Origin of the sequence: Marinospirillum minutulum DSM 6287 (assembly GCF_000422325.1) — a bacterium.
GTDB lineage: Bacteria > Pseudomonadota > Gammaproteobacteria > Pseudomonadales > Halomonadaceae > Marinospirillum > Marinospirillum minutulum.
Genome location: NZ_AULO01000010.1, coordinates 50,539 through 72,060 on the forward strand (window position 1 = coordinate 50,539; position 21,522 = coordinate 72,060).

A 21,522-nucleotide genomic window follows, 5' to 3' on the forward strand; every position below is an offset into this window, starting at 1 on the left:
AGGCTTAAGCCAGGGATGGCTTAAAAGTGAAACATAACACCTAGATGAGGCCGAAAGAGCAGTTCGTCACTTTTACCTGTAACTGGATTATTAATACCATAAAGCATAGACACTGCACCCGTAGCTACCAAATTACGAGTAATGGGTAACTCATAACCCAAGCGCAAGTCTGCACCTAATTTAGAACTAGCACCCTTGTCTTTATCACCATACCAATAACCAGCACCTAGCTGAAAAAAACTACCACTTAAATATTTTTCGTTATAGCGCTTAAAGCCTGCCTCTACTACTTGGTAGCTTTCTCCAGATGCCAAGCCTACAACTAGCGCAGAACGACGCAAAATAGAAACCTGTAATGCTAAGTTTGCCTGCCCATCATCTTGGTTTTTATCTAGTTGCCTTGCAACATCATAGCCTAAACCTATACTTGTACTTGCTTGCAAATTGCCAACAAGCAATAAAGACATGACCAGCCCCGCAAAGAGGGAAACCCAAAAACGATTAAACATGAACAACTCCGGCTAGGTATGCAAAAGACTGAAAACGACTAAGGTTGAGCATCTTAAAATAAAAGCAGCCTGCTGCCTACTCTAATAACTGGTTAAGCGACCTACGCAACCAGCGATCCAACTCTTTTTTGCCTTTTAAAGCTAATTGCTGCTGTAATTTTAATTCAGGCACTTCTTGTAACAACAACTGCACCCAAGGCGCTAGCTGAGTAGCTTTTACCTTTTCTGCTAAAACCTGCCACAACCAAGCTTTAAGTGCTGTTCGACTTACAGCTAAAGGCCTATGCCCCTCTGCAAAGGCATTTAATTCCAACTGGTCTTGCTTACTTAAAGCCACCTTTTTTAAAGTCAAAGCTTGTAAAACAATAATTAATAAATCTGCTGGCAAGGCTTTTAACCACAGGGTTAAAGCATCGGGCAGAGTTAGGCTAAACCTTTCAACCAACTGTTGTTGCAAAGCTTTACCTTTAATAGAAATACCTTGAGCCACTTGCAGGGTATGTTCGCCACTGGCTTGATCTTTAGTGATGCCTAAACGTACTGGTTGATATCCACCCTTAAACCAAAAGGGCAATAACTCAGTTGTGGCACCAAAACTACTGCCTATTAAATCTAACTTGGGTTGCTGCTTGGCTTCCTCTAATACAAAATCTAAAAGCTGTTTTCCTACACCCTGCCGTTGTAATGCTGGATGAACAAGAATGCGCTGAATGCGCCACCAGTTTACTTCTGCTGCTTGAGCTAACCCACCATGAAAAGCTAAAGACTGAGCCAACAAATGCCCTTGCGGACGCCGCTTTCCCATAAAAATGGCTTGGGCTAACTCAGCATCAAAACCACCTTCCTCTTGAACTAAAGCCAGCGCAACCGGCAAATTGTTTTGCCAAGCACAAGCAAGGTGAATAGCGGGTGCATCTAAAAGCTGACGAAAGTCATCGGGTGTAGTGCGATAGTGAGCGAGTACCAATAAGCCAAACACCTGCTGCAATAAAGCCTCGTTTGCAGCCAAATCGACTTGCTTTAACCAAGTAAAACTTAACGGCATTTTAGTTAAAGCACCCCTAGTTAAATCTGGGTCTGTTACTTCAGCATCGAGTAACAATAAACGGTGAACCAAGGCTTCTAGTGGGTCACCCTCAGCCCAGCGCAAAGGTTGATTAATACTCAGCGCCAGCCAGTTAGGTGTGTGTTGATTTAGATGTTGAGTAAAGCGTAAAGCAAACCCCCTGCCATTGCCTTCATACCCCTGTTGGGTGGTAGCAAACACACTGCATGGGTAAGCCGCTAACAAACCTTGTAAAACGGGTACAGGTAAAGCTGCGGCTTCATCAACTAACAATAAATCGGCTTTTGGCTTTTCTTCTAACAAGGCATCGGGTGCTATAAAGCTAACCTGCGCTTGTTCTTCTGGTGGTAAATCTTCTATACGTGCAAAAATAGCAGTGGCTGCTTGGCTAGAAGGTGCTGTAACCAGTAGTTTTTTGCTAGTCGGTTGTTGAATTAATTCGCGCAACAACAAACCTAAAGCACCACTCTTACCTCTGCCTCGATTAGCTGTAATCACTAGGGGTACGACTGGTTTACTGGCAAACCAATCAACTAACTGGGTAACTAAAAGGGCTTGCTCTTCACTAACAGCACCCCAAGGTAATATTTTTAAAAAAGGCTGATTTTCAGGTTGAATGGTTACAGCAGTTAAAATGTTTGGAACAACCCAGTTACCTAGCTTCCCTTGCTGTTGGCTAAAGTGCGGTACTTGGTTTTCAATTAACAGTCTTTCACAACGCTGCACAAAATAATGGGTTAAATCTTTAGCTTCTAAAGGCCAAGCCGCCAAGCGTTTATAGTCTGGATCAACCGATGCTGACCAAGCTTCTGGCGTTAATAAATACAGCACTCCGCCAGCCTTTAGTGTTCCTGCCAAAGCACCTAAAGCATCTGGATTAAAACCGCTAAAAGCATCTATGACTAAAACCTGCTGCTCACTACCCAATAAACCACGGCTTTTAGAAGCAGAAAGAAAATTTATTCCCTTTGGAAGTTCAACCTGCGATGAGCTAGCAGCAACAGCCTGTATCCAAACACCACCTAAAGGTTGGGCTAATAATTGCTGCTGTTTTGCTAACAGCGTTAAAACTTGTTTAGAGCACCAATCAGCATCACCCGTTATCCAAATCAGTTGCCTGTGCCGATAAGCTTCAAGGGTTAGTAATAGGTTATTAAAATCAGGATCATTAAGCATGCCGCTAGAATTCATTATTTCTTAGCCAGTTACAAGTCTAAATAAATCGGCTTCAAGCCAAATAAAAAAAGACCACTGTTCGAAGGAGCGAAAGCAGTGGCCAAAAACATCAGCGGAAAGTATTTAAAATACTATTTAGTCAGTTAGCAGCTCTGGTAAGCCAGAAAATAGCTGCAAAGCTTCTGGGTTAGCTAAAGCATCTTGATTTTTAACCGGCCTTTGGTGAACAACTTCTCGCACGGCTAGCTCTACAATTTTGCCCGATAAGGTGCGTGGAATATCCGCCACTTGAATAATTTTTGCTGGCACATGGCGTGGTGTGGTTTCTGCACGGATTGTTGCGCAAATACGCTTTTTAAGTGTTTCATCTAACTGGAATCCTTCTTTAAGGCGTACAAACAACACCACGCGTACATCTTCTTTCCAGTCTTGCCCTATGCATAAGGCTTCCTGTACTTCTTTGACCTTTTCTACCTGACGATAGATTTCAGCGGTTCCTATACGAACTCCACCTGGATTAAGTACCGCATCTGAGCGACCATGAATAATCACTCCATCCTGTGCTGTAATTTCGGCGTAATCACCATGTGCCCAGATATTTTCAAACCGCTCAAAATAAGCTGCTTGGTAACGGCTAGCATCAGGATCTTTCCAAAAACCTATCGGCATAGAAGGAAAGGGCTGCACACAAACCAGTTCACCCTTTTCTCCTATCACGGGTTCGCCAGCATCGTTATAAACCTGTACATCCATACCCAAACCACGGCACTGTAATTGACCACGATAAACAGGGCGTGTTGGGCAACCCAGCGCAAAGCAGGAAACTATATCGGTACCGCCAGATATAGAAGCTAAAAGCAGGTCTGATTTAATATCGCGGTAAACGTATTCAAAGGATTCATGTGCTAGCGGAGAACCAGTCGAAAGAATTGCGCGTAATTTGGGTAGCTTATGGGTTTTATTCGGCTGTAAACCTGCTTTTTCACAAGCGGCAATGTACTTGGCACTAGTACCAAAAACACTAATTTCTTCTTGCTCTGCCATATCCCATAAAGCTTTAGGTTCTGGCGCAAAAGGCGAGCCATCAAACAAGACCAAAGTGGAGCCAACAGCCAAACCAGACACTAGCCAGTTCCACATCATCCAACCGCAGGTAGTGTAATAAAAGATGGTATCTTCACGGGTTAAGCTGGTGTGAAGCTGATGTTCTTTTAAGTGTTGTAGCAGGGTTCCACCAGCTGAATGAACGATGCACTTAGGCACACCCGTGGTACCTTAGGAATACATAATATAAAGCGGGTGATCAAAAGGCAGTTCAGCAAACGCAATTTCTTCTGCATTAGCAATACAGAAGTCAGCCCAAAGCACTGCTTCTGGTATAGGTGAAATGTCGGGCTGATTTTCAAGAAAAGGAAAAACCACTAGCTGTTCTAAACCTTCTAAGGCAGTGGCTATTTCTGCTACTTGCGGCAAGTTATTAATGTGTTTGCCGTTATAAATATAACCATCGGTGGCAAAAAGAACTTTGGGTTGTATTTGCCCAAACCTGTCTAGCACGCCATTAAAACCAAAATCAGGCGAACAAGACGACCAGATAGCGCCCAAGCTTGTTGCTGCCAACATGGCAACCAAAGCGTAATGACAGTTAGGTGTAAAGCCTGCCACTCTATCGCCTGGAAGAACACCAGCAAGTTCTAAAGCAGCAGCCACTTCTGCTACCTGCTTATAGAGCTGTGCATAAGTTAAAGCAGTGCGCTGACCATCTTCTCTTAGTGAAACAACGGCGAGAGAAGTATCTCGAAAACGTAATAAGTTTTTAGCAAAATTAAGCTTAGCATCAGGAAACCAACGCGCCCCAGGCATAAGGTTAGGGTTTTCTAAAATTCGATTGCTTCCCTTACTACCAACAACTTCTCCAAAATCCCAAACCTGATCCCAAAAACCTTCTAGGTTGCTAACGCTCCAATCAAAAAGCTCGCTATAATCTTTTAAATCTAACTTATAACGCTTGTTCACCTCTTGCATAAATTGATGCATTGGGCTTAATTCAATAACGGCAGCAGATGGCTGCCAAAGTGGCTGATTCATTGTCTATCTTCCTATTCAATCAAGTCTGAAAACGCTTGAGATCACTACTTAAACCGTCGGCTTGAAGGTGTAGTTGACGAGTGGCTTCTAACAGTTTTTCTACTCGCGACTGCTGCTGACCAACTAATCCAGCAACCTGATCCATATCGGAAGTCATGCTGCCGGTGGTTTCAGCAACTTCTGCTACTGATGTACGTACTTGATTCATACGCTTAGATGAGTCACTACTGGCTTGCTGTATTGTTTGTACTGCCTGTAAAGCTTCACTACCCTTAGTTCGACCTAAAGAAACTTGTTCACGTGCTGCCTGCACAGAAGCTATCGTGGTGTTGGTATCTCGTTGAATGCCTGTTATGCGCCCATCAATATCCTGTGTTGCTTGAGCCGTTTGCTCCGCTAAGGTACGTATCTCATCTGCAACCACCGCAAAGCCTCGGCCTGCTTCACCCACTCTGGCTGCTTCTATGGCTGCGTTTAAGGCAAGAAGATTGGTCTGCTCTGCAATACCATTAATAAGATCAAGCACACCACCTATTTGTTGTGAGTGTTCACCTAGCTGCGCTACCTGGTCATCAATATCTTGCATTCTAGAAGTGATAGCTTCCAATGCTTCAATAGCTTGTTGAATAACTTGACCACCTTGGTTAGCAGCTTCATCTGTTTGGCCTGCAGCCTCTTCAACCTCGGTTGCCGCAACAGCCATTTGATCTGTAGTAGCGCTAATTTCTTCCATAGCTGCTGCAAGAACATTGCTTCGGTCATCCAGCTGTAATCCTTCTTTTTGCAAACCACAAATTTGCTCTTCCATGGCTGTTGCCATTTGCAATAACTGCTCATTACTTGTTTGAATATCACCTACCAACCCTGTTAAAGATGCAACAGTTTGGTTCACGCCTTTAGCCAGCTGATCAAATTCATCTGTTTCAGAGGTTATTGTTAAGCGCTGGCGTAGATCACCTTCTGCAACTTTTTTTAAAAACGCCAACAAACCTTGCAAACGATTGTTAAGACGGCGATTAAGTTGAACAACCGCTAGCATTAATAACAAAGTAATAATTAACCCGTTAATTAGCATGGTGCGTTGTTGCTTATTAGCTTGCTCACCCGCCAGAAGTTCCGCTGTTTGTAGCTCTTGCCCCGCTGATTGTCGTGCAACCCGATTCAATTCTACTAGCAGGTTTTCACGCAGATTTAAAAGCTGCTGTGTTTCTGCTTCTAGCTGTAAACGCAGGTAGGTAACATAGTTACTGGTTTCTTTATAACGCTGCAGGTGAGCTGCAAAATCATCATAAAAACCTATTCGCTTCAAACTCTCCTCAAAAGTAACTATGCCTTCTTGCCAAATAGCTGTTGTAGCCTCACTAGGGTTTATAAAGAAATCTTTTTCTAAGTTACGCACATTAGTAAAGCGCGTTACCAAAGCGGATAAACCTTCTAACTCATATAGCAGTTCATTGGCTGCTGCATTTAATTCACCCTGAGTGCCATCGGTTGTATTTAGACCAAAAGCAACTTGGGATGCTAAGGTTTGTTCTAGCTGTGTAGAAAACACTTCTGCTTGATTTAGTAGCTGAGGTTGATCTTCCAGCGCTTGAATTAATTGAACGGGCAAACCCTCTAAACTTTTTTGTAGTTGTGGCAAGTGCTCCAGAGTTAGGTTTTCACGCTGTAATTCAATTTGTAGTAGTTCAGCTTCCAATGCCAAGATGTCTAAAGCTTTATTTGCTGTTGTTGCTACAGCGCTATAAGCCTTTCCTTGCTGCTGTAGGCCATATAAACCTACAGTAGTTAGAACAACCAACCCTATAACTAGCAGAGCTAATAGCCCCCACAGGGTATTTCGGAATGAAAGCTGCAACTTCATAAATCACCTATTTTTATTGTTTTTCAGACATAAGAAGGCCGTGGCTCAAAACTTAATAGCTGAACCTTCTTAAAATCTGTTAATGGGTGTTCTGTTATTACTGAGTGGTATAACCACCATCAATAACCACAGCTTGGCCAGTAATACCGCGGCCGCGGCCACTGGCTAAGAACAGGCAGTAATCAGCCACTTCTCGTGGCTCTAATAAACGCTTTTGTGGTACCAAAGGATAGATAACCTCCTCTAATACTTTCTCTAGTGGCACACCACGTGTTCTAGCCAAGTCATTCAGCTGACCACGTACCATTTCTGTATCAACATAACCTGGGCACAAGGCATTAACCGTTATGCCATATTCAGCGCCTTCCAAGGCTGCAACCTTGGTTAGCCCTATCACGCCATGTTTAGCGGAGTTGTAACCCGCCTTGCCAGAAAAACCAACCAAGCCATTGATGGAGGCAAGATTAATAATTCTGCCGCCCTTCTGACGCTTCATCACTGGGAAAACCTGCTTAATAATTAAGAAGGGTGCAACCAGCATTATGTCTAAGAGTTTACGAAAGCTATCGGAAGGAAAGTCTTCTATCGGTGCAACGTGTTGTAGACCTGCATTATTGATTAACACATCTAGCCCACCCAACTTTTCTACCACTTCATTTACTGCTGTATTTAGGGCTGCTTCATCGGTTACATCACAAGCCACACCTATACGGTCCGGCCCTGCGCCACCTAAGCGATCTAACGCCTCGGCAAGCGCTTCTTTATCTAAATCAAGAATGGCAACTCTGGCACCTTCTTCTAAAAAGGCACTGGCAATTTCAAAGCCTATTCCCTTAGCTGCACCTGTTATAAGTACTCGTTTACCCGCCATAACATTTCCCCTTTTTTTATTAATAAGGCTTAGTTGTTTTTATAAAAGACCCGGTAGCCAAAGTATGATGGCAGGGAAAATAATACAGAGAATTAAGCCTGTTACTTGTAGCAACACATAAGGAATAATTGATTTATAAATAGTTGTTATTTTAACTTTTCCTTCGGTCACACCTTTTAAATAAAAGAGTGCATAGCCAAAAGGTGGGGTTAAGAAGCTTGTTTGTAAATTGATTGCCATTAAAATACCAAACCACACTAAAGTTGCTTGAGTGGTCATACCAAAATCTAACAAGCTAATAACAGGTAATAAAAGGGGTAAAACAACATAGCTAATTTCTATCCATTCTAAGAAAAATCCTAGGATAAAAATCATTAACATAATAGATAGCAGTAAACCGTAAGGACCTAAACCAATGGATGAAACGATATCCATAATTAAGTAATCACCACCTAGCCTTTTAAATATCAAACTATAGGCAGTAGCGGCTATTACAATAAACACGATCATTGCCGTACTTTTTGCTGTGTCGTAACAAACATCTCTTAAGGTCACATAATCAAGCTTTCTAGCAATAATTGCTAAGAACATAGCGCCCAAAGCACCTATAGCAGCGGCTTCGGTTGGTGTTGCAATACCGCTCATAATAGAACCCAACACTGCCACCATAAGAAATACAGGACCGACTAAATCTCTTAACAAAGCCAAAGCTAAAGGCGTGGTATCTGTATCCAAGTCATCAGGATCAGCTAAAGGCATCCATTCAGGTTTAAGCCAGCCCATAAACAATAAATAAGCAACGTATAAAGCACCTAGCATTAAGCCCGGAATCAAAGCACCTTTAAAAAGGTCGCCCACTGAAACCTGCATAATAGACCCCATTAAAACCAGCATAATGGAGGGTGGAATAAGAATGCCCAACGTGCCAGAAGCAGCTACAACGCCTAGTGCCATTTCTTCTTTATAGTTCTGCTTAAACATAACTGGTAGCGCCAGCATACCCAGCATAACCACTGAAGCACCTACTATGCCGGTACTCGCCGCCATAACCACACCAAGCAAAGCAACAGAGATAGCTAGGCCACCACGTACTTGCCCGAACAATCTTTGTAAAGTCAATAACAGGCGACTTGCCACGCCTGATTTTTCTAGCATTAAGCCCATAAATACAAAAAGTGGAATGGCGATATACAGCCAGTTTTCAACCACGCCGCCAAAAATACGCGAGCCCATCATGCCTAAATAGGGCAGAGGAATATCACCCACCAGAGCAAAAATAATACTCAAGCCGCCTAGTACAAAGGCAACGGGATAGCCAGTAAAGATACCCAGCAGCAAACAAACCACCATTAAAATGGGCAGCATATACTCAATAAACATGGAAAGGCTCCTTAGTTGCTCGTTTAGGATCTAAAACAACCGCTAAATTATAAAAAACACGTCCTAAAGCATTAAGTGCCATAAAGAAGAGTGCGACAGATAAAGCACCTTTAATTAAGAACCTATCCGTAAGCCCACCAAAATTTGATTGTTCACCTGAATTAAAGCTCATCACTACTTGTGGCCAATAGAGGTAAGCAACCATTAAACAAAAGGGAATTAGAAAAAAAACATGCCCAACCAAGTCAACTAGGTGCTGTGTTCTTGGTGAAAAGCGCTGGTAGAGCAAATCAACTCGCACATGCGAATCGGTATGCAAGGCATAGGTTGATGAAAAAAGCACTAGAAAACCATAAAGGTACCATTGCAACTCTGTGGCGGAGTTAATCGTGAAGGCTTTATTAAAAAGAAAGACTTCACTACCCCAACGCAACAGCTCGTTCATTCCTAAAAGGTTCATAACGATGGTGGTCATGACAGCGGCTATGACTGCCAGAACAAGCCAGCTAGTCATTCTTCCCACCCAAATCCCAACCCCTATTAGGGGCTGAGAAAGGTAGTGAAGTGCCGCCGCCACTTTTAAGTGAGCGGCGTCGTTCATTATTTTAGCTCCTGCAAGTCATACCAACCGTCAATTAGCTTGGCGTGCGCCATAAGTGACTCGTAAGCCTCTTTAAAGCTGGGGTTATTAGCCATTTCTTCAGCTACTACTTCATTCCAAGCACCTTCAAGGTCTTTTAAAGTTTCATCATTAAAGCGTCTAACTTCAAAACCTTCTTTCTTTTCCATACGCGCAATAGCACGCATCTGTTCAGGTGGTGAAGCAGTCATAGACCAAGCGAGTGTTGACTGACAAGCTGTTTGGAATTGCTGCTGTTGTTTTTCGCTGTACTTATTCCACACATTTTTGTTAATGATTAGCGAGAACCAACTTGCAGACTGGTGCCAACCGGGGAAGTAGTAGTATTTAGTAATGTCATTAAAGCCCATGACTTCATCTACCTGAGGTACAGAGAATTCTGCGCCATCAATACGTCCACGCTCTAGCGCTAGGTAAATTTCACCGCCAGGCACTAGCTGAGTTGAAGCACCAAACTTATTAAGTACACGTGCACCCAAGCCAGAAATACGGAAACGCAAACCATCAAAATCTTTTACTGAGTTAATTTCTTTATTATAGAAACCACCGGTTTCTTGTGGCGATACAAAACAAGGCATTACCTTAATGTTGTAATCATCATAAGCAGCCTGAATAAACTTAGTACCGTCACCTGCCCACATCCAAGAAGCAAAAGCTTCAGGCGTTGGACCAAAAGGTAGTGCACCGTATAAGTTTAGTAGTGGGATGGTTCCTGCCCAATAACCCATCCAATCCCAACCTGCATCAATAGCGCCAGTAGAAACCGCATTAAACACTTCAAAAGCCGGTACTAGATCACCTGGCTCATGCACTCGGAATTTAATTTTGCCATCAGAAGCGATATTAACTTGCTTACCCATGTACTGGGCACCTGCTCCAAGGAAGTTATTGGTTGCGAAGGTACTAGCAACATCAATACTCTTTGGCCCATCAGCCAGTGCGGCTGTAGATAAGGCCATAGTTGCAGCAGCTATAGCGGCAACAAGTGGTTTTTTAATCATGATTACTACTCCTGATTCTTATGTTTATTCTAGGAACGACTAACCGCTTAGCAGGCGGCTTCTAAGGTAATGCAAACTACATACCAATATACAATAATTTATTTAAATTCAACAGGTTAGATGAATATATATTTTAAATCTTCTTTTAAGCAAACAAAAAAGCCCACAAATTCCTGATTTAAGGAATTTGTGGGCTTAAATAACAACAAACCTAGGGTTTACAGCGTCCTAAAATCCGAACACTTTCCTGATTTCAGGAAACCAAAGCATTTATACCTTGAAGCGCCCCGTTTGCTGCTGTAATTCTTGTGCGTAATCCGCTAAAGAGCTACTAATGCTGCCTATCTCATTAGAGCGCTCAGCACCCTCTGCTGCTAAATCATTAATTTCTGTAATGCTACGGTTTATTTCATCGACTACCTGCGTTTGCTCTTCAGTGGCTGATGCAACGCTAGCGTTCATATCAGAAATTTGTGTAATTGAATGTAGAATTTCTTGAAGCTCGGCTTCTGTATCAGCAGATAACTTCTCTGTTGCTATCGCTTCTTTACTGCCTGCTTCCATTACATGAACAACTTCCGCAACACCTGATTGCAGGTTAGCTATCATGGTTTGAATATTTTCGGTTGATTCTTGGGTACGGCTTGCCAAAGTTCTTACTTCATCAGCAACTACAGCAAAACCACGGCCATGCTCACCTGCTCTAGCTGCTTCTATTGCTGCGTTTAGGGCAAGCAAGTTAGTTTGTTCTGCTACGCCTCTAATCACATCAAGAACGGTTGTGATGTTTTCAGAATCTTCTGCTAGTTTTCTTATCGCAGTAACGGCTGTTTCAATTTGCTGAGATAGACGGCGAACTTGCACTGTTGAGTTATGAATAATCTCTGCACCTCGATTACCATTTTCTTCAGCACTTTGGGTAAGTACAGATGCCTGAGAAGCATTTCCTGCCACCTCTTCTATAGCGCTATGCATTTCATTAATAGCAGTGGCCACCATAGAAATGGCATCAACCTGTTGTGTTACACCACCCTCATTATTTTTTGCTGCCTGCGCTAAGCTTGCAGCTTCATCTTTCAAACTCACCGTTAAATTTTGTACCGCACCTATCATTTGCTGCAAATTACCTAACACAGCATTAAAGCTGCTAGACAATTGGCCTAGATCATCATTATTAGCAACAGGAATGCGTTGCCTTAGATCACCTTCTCCCTGCGCGATGTTATCGAGTTGATCTCTAATTTGCTTAATAGACTGCACAATTAATTTTAAGAAAATGAAGAATAGAGCAGCGCTTAAAGCTAGGGTTAACAGCGTTATAATTGAGACAGTGATAGAGCTAGAATAGGCCTCTCCAGAAGCTTCTTTTGCTCGTAAGTTTGCTTGCTCATCAGCATGCTCACTAATTTCATTATAAAAATTTCTAAGCTGTTTAAATAAAGGTGCTGTCTCACTAATATTTAAATTACGGGCCGCGTCTGGCTGACCTTCATCTGCCAAGGCCATAACCTTTTTTGCAGATGCCAACCACTGTGCAAAAGCTTGATCAAAACCCCTAGAGTGCTCTTCTACTCCCGTTCCCTTTAAACGGTTAACCGCTAAACCAAAACGCTCTTTAGCTTGCTGAACATTTTCATTAAAGTCTTTTAAATTATCAGTATTATTTTCACGATTAAAAGCAGCATCTACATAACTAAACTGAGCAGTTAATGCCTGATAAAGATCACGGTCACCATTAAGAATTTCACTTACTGCTGGCAGGTAGTTATCTGCTACCTCATCAACATCTGAAACCAGGTTGCGTACTGCATTTATACTAAACAACCCAATAAAAACCAAAGCAGCTGCAGTAATTATAAATGGCAGCGCTATACGTGTACGAAACCCCAGTACCGCTAATTTAGACATAGCTAAATCCTTCTATCTCATTAAACACCATTACACTTTACTACATTCTTTCACTTGCAAATACAAACAATTTGTAACTATTCAATAAAAGACTCATTAGTTAACTCATAGCGAGATAACTTGTCGTATATAGTTGTCTTCCCTATACCTAGCATTTTAGCTGCCAGCTGCCGATTGCCTTTACAAGTAATTAAAGCCTGTTCAAGTATTTCTTTTTCTGCCATAGCTAACTGCTCTTTCAGAGTGCCCGCCACTAAACTTTTATCTACAACTGAAGACCCAGCAGTTAAAGAAGAAGGTAAAGCTTGCAAAGAAATTTTATAGCCTTGGCTGAGGTAAAAAGCAGACTCAATGGCATTTTCCATTTCACGTACATTACCTGGCCAAGCGTATTCAAGCATACGAGTCAAAGCATCAGCAGTTAATTTTGGTGCTCTGCGCCCTGTTCGAGCAGCCAACCTATTTAAAAAATGCTCAGCAAGCGCTGGAATGTCTTCGCGTCTGTCTCTTAGTGGTGACAAGTCGACAGAAACGACGTTAATTCGATAATAAAGGTCTTCTCTAAACTCTCCTGCTTCAACTAGTTTTTCTAGTGGCTGGTGAGTAGCTGTAACCAAGCGCACATCAATTTTAACCAAGCGATTAGAACCCACCGCTTCTATTTCACGGTCTTGTAATACTCGTAATAACTTTGCCTGCATTGTTAGGGGCATATCACCAATTTCATCAAGAAAAAGTGTGCCCTTATCAGCTAACTGGAATTTACCTTGTTTTCCGCCGCGTTTAGCGCCAGTAAAAGCACCTTCAGCATAGCCAAACAATTCCGACTCAAGCAAATTTTCAGGAATGGCCGCACAATTAATTTTAATAAAAGGCGCTTTAGAGCGCTCCGACAACAAATGCAGTGCATGAGCATACAGCTCTTTACCCGTGCCTGACTCACCACGAATGAGCACTGAGGCATCACCACCGGCTACTTTTTTAATTTTCTCATTGACAGCTTTAATTAAAGGGCTGCGTCCAATTAAGTCGTTAATATGGTAATGAGCACCCGTTTGTTCTTTATCTAAGGCACGACGATAAAAGTCTAATTCTGAAACCAGTGCTTTAATCTGAGTATTCATTTGTCGCCATTCATGGGTGTCGTGATAGAGCACAAAACCTATTGCCCCTATCACTTTTCCTGCCTGACGTATGGGGTAGCGATTGGCTATCATGTGCCGCCCACGTATTTCTTGTAGTTTAGATAGCTCTTCCTGCCCACTTTCAACAACCAAGTGCATACGTGTGTTTTCAATTACATCAACAACATAACAACCATAGGATGTTTCTCTTTTAACACCTAGAAATTGTGCATAGGGCTGATTAATGAAGAGTATTTTTGCTGATTCATCAACGACGACTACCCATTCATCTAAAGCATCTAAGGCTAAATTCAAACTAGCTAGGTCTCTGCCTAAGTGAATACTCATACTTTTAATACTCAGTAGAGTGAAGGTGATTTGGGGTCTGGCCGTGTTTTAAAACGGCGGTGCATCCATAGGTATTGTTCTGGATTTAACCTAATCATGGCCTCAATAACTTGATTAACCTGAGTGGCATCAGCTACATCATCACCACTAGGAAAGTTTTCTAAAGGTGGTAGGTATTCTAGTGTATAGGTGTAGTTATCTGGATTCCGACACATTCTTATAGGTATCACAGGTGCTTTAGTCATTTTTGCCATACGTGCAGTCATGGTTATGCTGGCAGCTTCCACGCCAAAAAAAGGAGCAAATACACTAACTTTTCGACCAAAATCCTGATCGGGGGAATACCAGCAAGCCTTGCCTTGGCGCACTCTTCTGACTAGCTCTTTTAAGTCTTTACTAGTAATTTGTTTCGTAAAGCTTTTTGCTCGCCCTCTTTCTATAAAACGATTAAATACTGGATTTTTGTGAGGCTTATAAATGGTATCAACCTTATAAAATAAACCATGCAAAGCACCACCTAAGTCCATTATTGAAAAGTGCACCCCTAAAATAATTGCGCCTTCACCTTTTGCCAAAACCTTATCAAGATGCTCGCGCCCTTTAAAAGTGACTCGATCACTTAAAAAACTTACATCACGCACTAAGCCAGTGGCTATTTCAAACACGCCTATGCCATTGGCTAAGAAAATAGCTTTAACGAGTTTCTTTTGTTCTTCGGCTGTTTTTTCTGGAAAACAAAGCTTTATATTCACTTCAGTAATATGGCGACGACGAGCAGCTACCCCTAAAGCAAAATAACCTAACCCCTTGCCTAAAAATAGCTTTACCGACCAAGGCAAGTAGGCTGCAATAGTTAATGCACCTATAGCTAACCAAGTTAACCAATAACGTGGGTACCAAGAGTCTTTAGGGTAAGTATATTTCGCCATAGCTAATATCCTGAAAATAAAACGCAATTCTAACCCACTAGAAAAAAGAAAACCTCGGTGCTAGGCCGAGGTTTTAGTGTTACTACTAGTTGGAGATTAATTTTTAGCTTTAACTAGCCAGCCATTAAGCTCTTGCAAATCTTTTACTACTAAGCTGCCTGCGACTCGCTTTAAGCGCAACTGGTTAATAACGTAATTATAACGTGCGGCATCATAGTCACGGCGAGCACCCCATAAAGCACGCTCAGCATTTAGCACATCAACAATATTACGTGTACCTACTTCGTAGCCAGTACGTGTTGCCTCTAAAGCACTTTCTGCCGACTTAATAGCTAGTTTACGTGCTTGCACTACCAGTACATCGGTACTAACTTGGGTAAAAAGACTGCGTGTTTGCTGAAGCACTTGGCGTTTAGCCAGCTCTTCATTTGACTTAGCTTCATCCAGCATTGCAGACCCTTCACGAATACTAGCACTAGTGCGGCCACCACCATAAATTTCTATACTTGCACTAACACCTATCACTGTTTTATCACCACCCTGACCCGTTGGCAGGTCTGAGTCATCAGTATACTCAGCAAACAAACCCACTGTAGGTAGGTGCTTGCTGCGCTTAGACTTCAGGCTTTCTTCTGAGGCAGTTAACCCAGCACGGGCTGCTTGTAAAATTAAGCTTGAAGTTAAGGCTTGATCAACCCAAGCTTGGCGATCGTTAGGAACAGGGGCAGTAATGGGCAGTTCTTTATTCAAAGCATCTATTTGCTCATACCGAGTGCCAGTTATCTGTTCTAAGTCCTCATAGCTAATCATTAAAGCCGCTTCTGTACCTATGCGGGCTGCACGCGCACCATCATAAGCAGCTCTTGCTTCTAGTACGTTGGTAATAGAAATAAGGCCCACATCATACTGTTCTTGTGCTTGATCTAGCTGACGCTTAATTGCCTGCTCTTCTGCTTCTGAGGAGCGCAGGTTATCTTCGGCACGTAACACATTAAAATAAGCTTCAGCAACTCTTAGTAATAAATTCTGTTCAGCATCTGAATAGCTGGCCTCTGCGGCGTTAAAAGCCGCTTTTGCAGCGCTTCGTCCATACCAAGCTTCCCCATTAAGTAGAGCCTGTCTAGCGGATAGCGTGATATTCGTATTACTATCTACAGGTAGGTTATCACCGTCGAGTTTAGAGAAAGTACCACTGGCTGTTACTTGAGGTAATAAATAGGAAGTTGCTTGGCTAGATTGGGCACGTGACTTTTCTAAACGCGCTCGTTCTACTGCTAACTCAGCATCTTGCTTAACCGCATCCTGATAAACTTCTAACAAACCAGCAGCATGCAAAGCGGGTGACAAGAAGAAAGCCAGCGCACTGGCCAAAAGTGTTTTGCGGTACATAAGGTCAATATCCTCTAGCGCTGAAAGAAGCGGCTACACAATGATTAATTAGCTAAAAATGCAGATTAAAATTACCGAGTAAATGAGTGTAACTTAAAGCAGGAGTCTACATTAACTAGACTAGCCAGTCTACTTAAGCCGTCAAGAATTACAATAACTCAATATTAGCTTATATTAATGTATATTTCATCCCCCTAAAGCTATTTCATTTTACAGCTCGGTTGCTGATAAAAATCCTTTGCTCAACTGGCCTTCTAACTCTATGTTGAATCGCTCAGCAGAAGCCATGTGCTCACTCATCAATTGGTGCACCTTAGCTGTATCTTTGGCTCGAAAAGCTTTAATTAGCTCACGGTGATAGTGCAGATTATCTCTTGAAAAGTCTTGTTGCTCTGGTAACTGCACCTTTTTGTAGATCACCAAATCTTTAATCAGGTCATTTAAAAACTGGCCAATAAAAGCTAACAGCGGGTCTTTGCAGCGTTCTGCCAACACACTATGAAAATCTAGCTCAGCAATCCTTTGCGCTAAACGCTCATCTAAGTTTTTAGGCGGTAAAGCGCACTGTTCAGTTAAAGCTTCTAGCTTATCTAAATCTTCTTCTGTTAAATCTTCAACCACTAAAGCAGCCAACTCTGGCTCCACTAGCTTTCTTAAACGATAAATATCTGGCCCAGTTGGGTTTTGAAAATGTAGGTAATTGCGTAATAATTGAGAAGCCAAAGAAAAAGGTACTTGAGCCAAAATTGCGCCACCATTAGGCCCGGTTTTAAGGGTGACTAGCCCTTGTACCTCAAGTGATTTTAATGCTTCTCTAACTGTGCCTTTAGAGCATTCAAAAAGCTCCATCAAGGCCTTTTCATTTGGTAGACGATAACCAGGCTGTATATCTTGCACCACCACCCAACGCTTAACCGACTCAACTATTTGATCTGAGCGTTTCATTTTCTTAGGTGATGCTAGCCCCTCGAAGGGGTTACTCATAGATCAAACCTCTTAAAAACTTGTACAATTGACTTACAATTATACGGGTTAATGACAATAAACTTGATTGATTTTACAACTTACATTAGTTTTAACCTTTTACAGGAGGCAACACATGGAACGTCAGTACATGACTCTGGGTTACTACTCAGGCTTTGATAAACTTTTTAAACCCACCTTTGAAGTGATGGACTACTTAAAAAACCCTATCTGGGGTGATGCAAAAATTATTCGTGAACTGATTAAGGACAGATTGATTAAAGGTGAAAATGATTTAGAAGGACTCGCTAACCACCTTAGAGATCAAAATATTTTGCACCTTACTGGTCATTTGGTAGAAGGAATCACCCTCGACCGAGCTGTACGCGAAAGAGTGCATATAGAACTCCCGCTTAGAGAAGATGAAAAGCGCTTTGGTATGGCCTGGAGCACTATTCATAAACTTGACGCTACTAATGGTCGCCTTCGACGTAATGTAAAACTACCCATAGGCACCTTTGACAAAGACACCCCTATTATTGAAATTCTACGTGAACTTAAGCCTGCCTTCCCTTTATTTGATCTAGACTTAGCACTTACTGATGGCGTAAATAAAATGCTTCTAATTCGCCGTGAAGAGCTACTGCAGGAGCTAAGTCCGGCACAAGAATAAATCTTGTGCCATTTTAGAATACAAGCCTATTAATTATAGGCTTTGCTCTGCTACTAGCTGGCTTTCTTTACGCTGTTGCAAAAAGTTAACCAATACTAAAACCAAGGTAACTAGGCTGCCTACTAGCTGTAGCTTAAAGTCTGGGTTATAAATTGCGATAACCCCGCAAGTAAGTGCTATTCGCATCCAAGTCTGCATCCAAGTAAATAAGAAACCTTCCACCACACCTGCAAAAGCCATCAATGCCAAGCTAATTAAAAAGCCATTCCAGAGTATTAACTCAAGAGGCCCACCAATAATCAGTGCGGGATTAAATACAAAAAATAGTGGAATTAAATACAAGCCTTTAGCAAAGCGCCAAGCCTGCATACTGGTTTCCATCGTTTTACTACCCGCAATCGCTGCTGCAGCAAAAGCTGCCAAGGCCACAGGTGGCGTAACATTGGAGTCTTGTGAATACCAGAAAACCAATAGGTGCGCGACTAACAGCGGCATACCAAACTCTACGGTTAAAGCAGGGCCTACCAATACAATCAGTACAATGTAGCTAGCAGTGACGGGCAAGCCCAAACCTAAAATTAAGCTTGCAAGCGCAACCAAAAGCACCGCTAAAATTAAGCTACCACCTGAAAAAGCAATCATCATGGATGAAAACTTCAACCCTAAGCCTGTTAAGCCAACTACAGCAACCACAATACCGGCAATACCACAGGCAATACTGACTGCTACAGCATTTCTAGCACCTAGCTCTAAACCTAAGAAAAAACGATGCAGTCCATCTAGTAGGGCTAGTTTTATGCTTTCAACTAAACGGTTTTCTTGCTTACCTCGCTGCCAAGCACGCCACAAACCATTAAGACCCGCAATAACAATAATACTTATAACTGCATAAAAACCGACACGCATAGGTGAATAACCACTCGCTAGTAAAAACACCAGCAGTATCAGTGGCAATAAAAAGTACCAACCCTGACGCATAACATCCTTTACTTGGGGCAACTCATTAGAAGGCAAACCCTTCATGCCCTGCTTAATAGCAATGATATGCACAAAAAGGTAAACGGTTGAAAAGTAGAGCAGTGCAGGAAAAACACTCACTTTGATTATATCTAGATAAGGTACACGCGTGTATTCCGCGATTAAAAAAGCGCCAGCACCCATAAGTGGCGGCATAATTTGTCCGCCTGTACTAGCAGCGGCTTCTATACCTCCAGCCTGTGCCGGCTTATAGCCCAACCTTTTCATTAAAGGAATGGTAAAAGCGCCCGTTGTTACTACGTTAGCTATCGAACTACCAGAAATAGAACCCATACTTGCTGAAGCAATAACCGCTGCTTTAGCAGGGCCACCACGTTGACGACCCGTTGCCGCAAAAGCCAGATCAATAAAGAACTTACCAGCACCCGTTACTTCTAAAAAAGCGCCAAAAAGAACAAAAATAAAGACAAAGGTTGCTGCCACACCAAGCGGAATACCGTAAATCCCTTCTTGGCCTAGGTACATTTGTGCAGCCACTCTATCTAGGGTGTAACCACGGTGATTTAAAATACCAGGCAACCCTTCTCCTAACCAAGGCAGCTCACCGCGAGAACCTGCAAAAGCATAAAGAATTGCGACCACCCCGATAATCGTTAACCCCAAACCTACAGCGCGTCTGCTAGCCTCTAACAGCACTAGGGTTGTCATCACACCAACCCAGACATCTTGTTGTGTCCAAAAACCAGCACGATCAAAAATTGCATCCAGGTTATAAACTAAATAAAAGCCCGAATAAGCCGCAGCTAAAAATAGCAGTAAATCGACTAACCACATAAAGCTATTGCGTGGCGATTTTTTAAAGGGTGGAAAGAGTAAAAAGGTCAACATCAGCACTACAGCTAGGTGAACGCCACGCTGAAAAAATAAACCTAAAGGGTCAATACCAGCGGTATATAGCTGGAATAATGACAAGCCAATAGCCAAGATTATAATGGCTGCTTCAACAACCTTTGGACCACTTCGCTTAAGCTTTATATCTAACTCGGCCGAGTCATAGGTGACTTGATTACTCATAGGTGCATCTCTTTGTAAGCCCGTATTGGGTTAATTTCTTAATAATTTCAGTGTGACTCGCTGACCAGCAGCCAGTTCACTCAAGCTAAGGGTTGTTTGGCGATAAGCAAAACGATGATTCACAGCCAAAGAACCAACACGCAGCAGCATTTGGTTACCACTTATTTTTACTGCCATGTCTTTAATAAAGTAACCACCCTGCCCATCGCTTATTTGCTTGCCTCGACCCAAGGTATGCCCTAAGCCTGCTGCAAAGTCAGGCTGATGGCTAGAATCAAGTAACCATTGACCCGCTTTCACAATAAAACAGTCCTCTACTGCAAAACCAGCAACAGAGTGATTCCAGACTAAACACCAGTTTTCTTGTTCATTTAAGGGTAGGCTAAGCAATACTTGCTGATCTCTAGTCACCACCTGCAAATGGTAAGCAGGTGATGCTAGAGCTAGCGGGGTTAGTAAAAGCAGACAGCAGCCTACCAACCCTCTTATTTTCACTAACATGGGTTATTACTTAATTAGCAAGCGCTCAGGAATTGTCTCACCAATTTCTTTGTAATAACGCAGTGCACCTGGATGCAAAGGAATAGGAGTAGACCCTAAACTAAACTCAACGGTTGTATCGTTAGCTGCTGAGTGAATAGCACGTAGCTCTTCAACTTTCTCAAATAGCGTTTTAGTTATTTGATAAGCCAACTCATCAGACATAGAAGCGTTAACCGTTAGAACATTAGGAATACTCAAGGTTTGTACCGGCTTATTAACACCTTCATACAAGCCAGCACGTAGCGTGTAAGGAGCAAAAACTGGCTCTGCCTTCATTGCCTTAGCCATTTCCTGCTGGGTGAATGAAATAATTTTAATATCACGGCTAGTCGCCAAGCTTAAAATTGAGCTAGTCGGTGGACCAACGCTCCAGAAACCTGCATCGATATCACCATCACGTAACGCATCGCCTGTTTCGTTAAAATTCAAGCGTCTAGCATTTAAATCAGAGGTTTTAATACCATTCGCTTCTAGCAGAGTACGCGCATTCACTTCAGTACCACTGCCTGGTGCACCCAAAGAAACACGCTTACCTTTTAAATCACTTAAAGAATTGATACCCGAACCAGCTAGGGTCACCAACTGCACAGCATTAGGGTAAACCGAACCTAGCGCACGTACATCGGCTACTTTACGACCCTTAAAAACACCTTCGCCGTGATAAGCCTTATAAACCGAGTCGGCTAAAGCAATGGCTAAATCAGAATCTTCGCGGTGAATAAGCCCCATATTTTCTACCGAAGCACCGGTTACTTCTGCTACACCTGTGTAACCGGGAATATGACGGCCAATCATTTCTGCAAGACCACCACCAATAGGGTAATAAACCCCGCCAGTTCCACCTGTTGCAATCGAAAGGGTCTGTTCAGCTTGTACCGTCGTAGTGCCTACCAGTAGAGAAAGAGGCAAAGACAGAGCTAGTGCCGAGACAAATTTACGCATAATCTGTACTCCAATTTATATTTATTATTACTCGTGAACTTCCACAAAGAAGTCTC

General features: G+C 42.5%; 16 protein-coding genes and 1 pseudogene. 1 reads left to right on the top strand and 16 read right to left on the bottom strand.

The features are described from left to right. Window positions 1-20: 20 nt before the first annotated feature. From H571_RS0103785 to H571_RS0103845, 13 genes and pseudogenes are all read right to left on the bottom strand, one after another. A complete protein-coding gene (locus H571_RS0103785; protein WP_027848152.1) occupies window positions 21-509 on the bottom strand; it encodes a hypothetical protein in 489 nt (162 codons plus the stop codon). 76 nt (window positions 510-585) lie between these two features. After that, complete coding sequence (locus H571_RS14095) at window positions 586-2,766, bottom strand: tRNA(Met) cytidine acetyltransferase TmcA (protein ID WP_051168130.1); 2,181 nt, start codon at window positions 2,764-2,766, stop codon at window positions 586-588. Between the two features lie 120 nt (window positions 2,767-2,886). Beyond that, window positions 2,887-4,839: pseudogene (locus H571_RS14100) on the bottom strand (acetoacetate--CoA ligase). A 19-nt stretch (window positions 4,840-4,858) separates the two neighbouring features. After that, window positions 4,859-6,703, bottom strand: a complete 1,845-nt coding sequence (locus H571_RS0103800; protein ID WP_027848153.1) for a methyl-accepting chemotaxis protein — start codon at window positions 6,701-6,703, stop codon at window positions 4,859-4,861. Window positions 6,704-6,800: 97 nt separating this feature from the next. Then, window positions 6,801-7,574, bottom strand: coding sequence for a 3-hydroxybutyrate dehydrogenase (locus H571_RS0103805; RefSeq protein WP_027848154.1), 774 nt, complete (start codon window positions 7,572-7,574; stop codon window positions 6,801-6,803). 39 nt (window positions 7,575-7,613) lie between these two features. Further along, window positions 7,614-8,954 carry a TRAP transporter large permease gene (locus H571_RS0103810; protein WP_027848155.1) on the bottom strand — a complete coding sequence of 447 codons (1,341 nt, stop codon included), beginning with the start codon at window positions 8,952-8,954 and terminating at the stop codon, window positions 7,614-7,616. Further along, window positions 8,944-9,555: a TRAP transporter small permease subunit gene (locus tag H571_RS15440; protein ID WP_051168131.1), complete on the bottom strand. Its 612-nt coding sequence runs from the start codon at window positions 9,553-9,555 to the stop codon at window positions 8,944-8,946. The genes H571_RS0103810 and H571_RS15440 overlap by 11 nt, the downstream gene beginning before the upstream one ends. Continuing rightward, window positions 9,555-10,595, bottom strand: a complete 1,041-nt coding sequence (locus tag H571_RS0103820) for a TRAP transporter substrate-binding protein (protein WP_027848156.1) — start codon at window positions 10,593-10,595, stop codon at window positions 9,555-9,557. The genes H571_RS15440 and H571_RS0103820 overlap by 1 nt, the downstream gene beginning before the upstream one ends. A gap of 270 nt (window positions 10,596-10,865) precedes the next feature. Beyond that, window positions 10,866-12,503, bottom strand: coding sequence for a methyl-accepting chemotaxis protein (locus tag H571_RS0103825; protein ID WP_027848157.1), 1,638 nt, complete (start codon window positions 12,501-12,503; stop codon window positions 10,866-10,868). Between the two features lie 77 nt (window positions 12,504-12,580). Next, window positions 12,581-13,975: a sigma-54 interaction domain-containing protein gene (locus H571_RS0103830; protein WP_051168132.1), complete on the bottom strand. Its 1,395-nt coding sequence runs from the start codon at window positions 13,973-13,975 to the stop codon at window positions 12,581-12,583. An 11-nt stretch (window positions 13,976-13,986) separates the two neighbouring features. Next, complete coding sequence (lpxL, locus tag H571_RS0103835) at window positions 13,987-14,904, bottom strand: LpxL/LpxP family Kdo(2)-lipid IV(A) lauroyl/palmitoleoyl acyltransferase (protein WP_027848159.1); 918 nt, start codon at window positions 14,902-14,904, stop codon at window positions 13,987-13,989. A gap of 96 nt (window positions 14,905-15,000) precedes the next feature. Beyond that, window positions 15,001-16,293 (bottom strand): TolC family outer membrane protein, encoded by a 1,293-nt coding sequence (locus tag H571_RS14110; RefSeq protein WP_051168133.1) that lies wholly within the window; start codon window positions 16,291-16,293, stop codon window positions 15,001-15,003. Between the two features lie 210 nt (window positions 16,294-16,503). Beyond that, window positions 16,504-17,277 (bottom strand): FadR/GntR family transcriptional regulator, encoded by a 774-nt coding sequence (locus H571_RS0103845; protein WP_027848160.1) that lies wholly within the window; start codon window positions 17,275-17,277, stop codon window positions 16,504-16,506. 115 nt (window positions 17,278-17,392) lie between these two features. On the opposite strand from H571_RS0103845, the gene H571_RS0103850 reads away from it, so the two are divergent. Then, on the top strand, window positions 17,393-17,929 hold the full coding sequence (locus tag H571_RS0103850) for a hypothetical protein (protein WP_027848161.1): 537 nt from the start codon (window positions 17,393-17,395) through the stop codon (window positions 17,927-17,929). A 33-nt stretch (window positions 17,930-17,962) separates the two neighbouring features. On the opposite strand, the gene H571_RS0103855 is transcribed toward H571_RS0103850, so the two are convergent. The 3 genes from H571_RS0103855 to H571_RS0103865 are packed head-to-tail and all read right to left on the bottom strand — an operon-like array spanning window position 17,963 to window position 21,466. After that, complete coding sequence (locus H571_RS0103855; RefSeq protein ID WP_051168134.1) at window positions 17,963-19,981, bottom strand: TRAP transporter permease; 2,019 nt, start codon at window positions 19,979-19,981, stop codon at window positions 17,963-17,965. A 30-nt stretch (window positions 19,982-20,011) separates the two neighbouring features. Continuing rightward, on the bottom strand, window positions 20,012-20,482 hold the full coding sequence (locus tag H571_RS14115; RefSeq protein ID WP_036217522.1) for a DUF1850 domain-containing protein: 471 nt from the start codon (window positions 20,480-20,482) through the stop codon (window positions 20,012-20,014). A gap of 6 nt (window positions 20,483-20,488) precedes the next feature. Then, window positions 20,489-21,466, bottom strand: coding sequence for a TAXI family TRAP transporter solute-binding subunit (locus H571_RS0103865; RefSeq protein WP_027848163.1), 978 nt, complete (start codon window positions 21,464-21,466; stop codon window positions 20,489-20,491). Window positions 21,467-21,522 lie beyond the last annotated feature (56 nt).